Here is a 3,920-nt window from a genome sequence, read left to right as displayed (position 1 = left end):
AAATCCGGTTCCTCCCACGCCAAGGCGCGGGTCCCTCCCAATTTCACCGCTCCGGCCCCGTGTGTCAGATCACCGTCCGGCCGCAGGTCGGGCTGCGCCCACCCTGCTTTGCCCTTCGGATGACATGAGGTCATCCAAAGTGAAAAGCAGCGATGGCTTCGCCACTGGCGGAACAGGAAGGAGCGCCACGACATGTCGGACAGCATCAAGACACAGGGCCAAGATTGGGCTGCGGCCCATCAGAGGCAGACTTTTGTGACAGGAGGGGCAAGCCCGTCTTCGCAGCGGGAACAGGCCCTACTGTTTTCACGCAATTTTCCCCACCGCTGAAGGCAGAACTATCTGACCCCTGCCACGCCCATTTTGGGCACCCGACCACGGCGCAAAGACCGGGCGGGAACGTCGCAAAGAAAGGAAAGCCAAATGGCACTTTTCGAAATTGTCACCATGACCGACGACAGCGGCATGAGCCGCGTTGTGACCGATGACCTTGCCGCATGGGTCGACGACATGGGCACCGAAATCACCGGGACCGAGACCCGCACGAACCTGCGGACCGAATTGCAGGGCCAGCCCAAGATTGCCGGTTTCCTTGGCCCCTTCTGGGGCGGCCTGTCCCAGACCGGCGATGCCATCATCCGCTATGAGGATGCAGGCACCTATTCGGCACTGAGCCAGTGAGGGAGCCGCAGATGACCCGTTTTTCTGTCGTACAGACCGATATTCACCCCGCCCCCTACGTTGCAGCAACAGGCACCGCGCGGAGTGCCCAAATCTTGGCCCGCCTTGTGCGGGAGCGTTGCCCCGGAAACGCGTTTGGCATCCGCGAAAGCGCGGCCTTTGACGGGCCGAAAAGCAATGGTTTCATCCGCGATTGCGCCCGATCCTTGGAGGTTCAGCGGATCGCAGCGGATGAACTGTTTGCGGAAGCCGACGAGAACCCCGACCAGTTGGTGAAGTGGCACGTCTATTTCTACGACGCCGGGACCGGGAAATTCCGCTTCACCGTGAACGCCTATCTGGATCACGATTTGCCCGTTCGGGCAAAGTGTGAAGCCGACCCCGAATTGGCCGGGCGGACGGTCGTCTATGGCGATCCGCCCACGATGGAGACGCTTTACCTGATGCTCGATGCCTTTGCGGCAAAGCCGGAGGCAACGGCATGAGCGGGTTTTCCTTCAACGGTTTTGTGGCGGGGGATACCCCCGCCACCTTTACCGACTTTCGCGTGTCGCCGGTCAGGATGATCCGCGAGGGCACGGATGCGGAAGCCATCGAGGTTTGCAGCCCTGCAGGCCGGGCTTTCTGGTCGATCTATGGCGACACCGGCGCAGGCTGGCGGCTTGTCCATGACGCCGAGGCCGACGACGCGGGCCTTGCCCTCGCCGCCCTGTCCGGGAACGCGGCAGCCCGGTTCGAGTATGCCGACCTTGAGACTGTCACTGTCGCCGGGACGCTGGCCGATCTTGCCGACCGTCTGGCCGAACGCATCCACGACGAAATCCCCGGTTACGACAACCCGGAAGATTTTCGCGGTGACGACTTCGACGCGCACCCGCTGTCCGAGCTGCGCGAGCAAATCCTTGAAGCCATCGAGAACGAGGCAGCAGCATGAACACCCGCAGTACATTCAGCGCCGGGGCGCTGGTCGCGCCCATGAACATCCTGAGCATCTGCGCCGCCCGTGAGGCCGCGCTGACGCAGATGCAGGACGCTATCGGCACCCTGTCGGACGGCTACAGCCGCGCGCTGGACGCGGCCGAGACGGCCAAGGGCGCGACCGCGGGGCATTCCTGCTATCTGCACTACAGCGACAACGAGGCCGTGAAATCGACCCTGTTTTCCGCCTTTGATCCTGTTGCCGTCCTGGCCCGGTATAAGCGCACCCTCGATGCCGCAATTTGGCTGCGGATCGTTGAGGAAAGCCGCCTCAAGGAAATCATGGACCGCACCGAGCGGGACCAGCTGGACAAGCAGATGAGCGCAGATGACATGCCCGAGCCGACGCTTGAGAACATCCGCGCCACCTTGGAACGCCTGACCCTCGATGCCGACCTGATTTTCATGCGCGGCGTGGCCCGCGCCTTTTCCGAACTGGACCCGGCTTTCAAAAGCCACGACGCGTTCAAGATCGGCAAACGCATGATCTTCACATGGGTTTTCGATGATGGCGGTTATTGGTCCTATTCCGGCAGGGGCGAACAGATGCGGCGCACCTTGGCGGACGTCGAGCGGGTATTTTCGCAACTGTCCGGCCAGCGGAGCTATGGCGACCTTGAGGGCGCGATCAATGCTGCCCGGCGCGGCGGATGGGGGGCGCGTCAAACCGAGATCGAGACCGAGTATTTCACCGCCCGATGCTTCAAGAACGGCAACCTGCACCTGTGGGTGAAAGACGCGGAGCTGCTGCGGAAGGTCAATCAGGTCCTAGCGAACTATTACGGCGAAGTGCTGGCCGATGCCGCCGCGTCCGACGAGCAGCCCGCCGACTTTCGTGCGGGAACTGCCGTTGCCAAGGATCTTGCCTTCTACCCGACGCCTGCGGCGACGGTTGAAGAATTGCTTTCTGATCTGACGATCAAGGCGGGCACCCGTGTTCTGGAGCCAAGCGCCGGGATTGGCGCTATCGTCCGACCCGTCTTGAAGATGGGCGCGACGGTGGACGCTGTTGAAATCCACCCCGACCGGGCGGCGGCATTGCGCGGCATGGCTCACCCTGCGCTCAAGGTTCATTGCGCAAATTTCCTGAAGGTCACGCCTGCGCCGGTCTATGACCTGATCCTGATGAACCCGCCGTTTTCAGGCACCCATTTCATGGATCACGTCAAACATGCGTGGGACTTTCTTGCGCCGGGCGGCGAGCTGCGCGCGATCCTGCCCGCGTCCGCCGAGGTTGGATCGACCACCAAGCATGAGCGGTTCCGGGCATGGGCCGCACAGCATTCCCCGCGCGGCTATCGCTGCCACCAGTGGCGCGACCTGCCGCCTGAGAGCTTCGCCAGCGTGGGCGTCCGTATCAACACCGTGGTGCTGACCCTTCAGAAGTGCTAGGCAAAACCTACTCCTTTTTGCGACGGAGTGACTTAGGCCCCGCTTCGGCGGGGCCATTTTTACCGACCACCCATCGGAGTGCCATGAACAAATTTCCCCCAATGCGCCCTGAGGATTTGCCTGAGTGGAGTGGTATTGGTGAATATTTTGGCGCAGTTAGGTCAAATTTAGACGGGCCCATGCCTTTGTTTATTAACGCGGCTGATACGGCGATGGGTATTCTTATTCGGAATTTGAGTAGTCCGGGTAAGCTTAGAGCCGTTGGGCTAATAAATTACGCATACAGCAATTGGCGCTCGGCAGTCGTGCTTGCACAGGCAGGATGTGTCCATCAGCTTCCTCTTGTTCTGCGACCTTCGCTTGAGGCGCTGACTTACGCTCACCTCTTTGCCAGCAGCTCAGAGTGGCAAACTTGTTGGGAAAATCGACATAAGACAAAAGCGGCCGCACAAAAATTTAGGAAAGATGGCCCCAAAGCAGCAAGAGATTTCTTGAAAAAATCCAACGCTAAATTAGCGGCGGAAATTGCAAGCCTTACAGAAAATTTTGTTGATTTTGGCGGGCATCCTAACATTGGCGCTATAGAGCATCTTAGTAGTTATTATACTAACCCAACTGACGGTAACTCAGCGTTTGTTGTTTTTGATCAGCTCGCTGGTGAAGAAAAAAGGTATCAAGCTAATATTTGGATACTTCGATTTTCAGGAATTATTTTAAATATTTTAAAGATGATGTGGCCTGAAAGATACATGCTATTGAGGATTGAGGATATGGATAAAACATATCGTCAATTGGGCGTGGAATTTATTAGAGCAAATCAATTCAAACGGAAGACTAAGCAGGAGTAAGCTGATCCGGGCGTCCCCTTC

At 58.7% G+C, this 3,920-nt stretch carries 5 protein-coding genes; all 5 read left to right on the top strand.

Annotated elements, in window-relative coordinates; all coding sequences use genetic code 11:
- The first annotated feature begins 423 nt into the window (after positions 1-423).
- The 5 genes from TY51_RS11975 to TY51_RS21925 all read left to right on the top strand — a co-directional run bounded on the left by TY51_RS11975 (position 424) and on the right by TY51_RS21925 (position 3,899).
- Positions 424-681 carry a hypothetical protein gene (locus TY51_RS11975; protein ID WP_042249953.1) on the top strand — a complete coding sequence of 86 codons (258 nt, stop codon included), beginning with the start codon at positions 424-426 and terminating at the stop codon, positions 679-681.
- Between the two features lie 11 nt (positions 682-692).
- On the top strand, positions 693-1,166 hold the full coding sequence (locus TY51_RS11970; RefSeq protein ID WP_156117998.1) for a hypothetical protein: 474 nt from the start codon (positions 693-695) through the stop codon (positions 1,164-1,166).
- Positions 1,163-1,615, top strand: a complete 453-nt coding sequence (locus tag TY51_RS11965) for a hypothetical protein (protein ID WP_042249951.1) — start codon at positions 1,163-1,165, stop codon at positions 1,613-1,615. Before TY51_RS11970 ends, TY51_RS11965 begins: the two co-directional genes overlap by 4 nt.
- A 209-nt stretch (positions 1,616-1,824) precedes the next feature.
- Positions 1,825-3,051 carry a DUF4942 domain-containing protein gene (locus tag TY51_RS11960; protein ID WP_197054750.1) on the top strand — a complete coding sequence of 409 codons (1,227 nt, stop codon included), beginning with the start codon at positions 1,825-1,827 and terminating at the stop codon, positions 3,049-3,051.
- Positions 3,052-3,134: 83 nt separating this feature from the next.
- Positions 3,135-3,899 (top strand): hypothetical protein, encoded by a 765-nt coding sequence (locus tag TY51_RS21925; protein WP_156117997.1) that lies wholly within the window; start codon positions 3,135-3,137, stop codon positions 3,897-3,899.
- Positions 3,900-3,920 lie beyond the last annotated feature (21 nt).

Origin of the sequence: Paracoccus sp. PAMC 22219, from assembly GCF_000787695.1 — a bacterium.
Classification (GTDB): Bacteria; Pseudomonadota; Alphaproteobacteria; order Rhodobacterales; family Rhodobacteraceae; genus Paracoccus.
The sequence above is the reverse complement of the archived record's forward strand: the minus strand, read 5'-3'. Positions and strand labels throughout refer to the sequence as shown.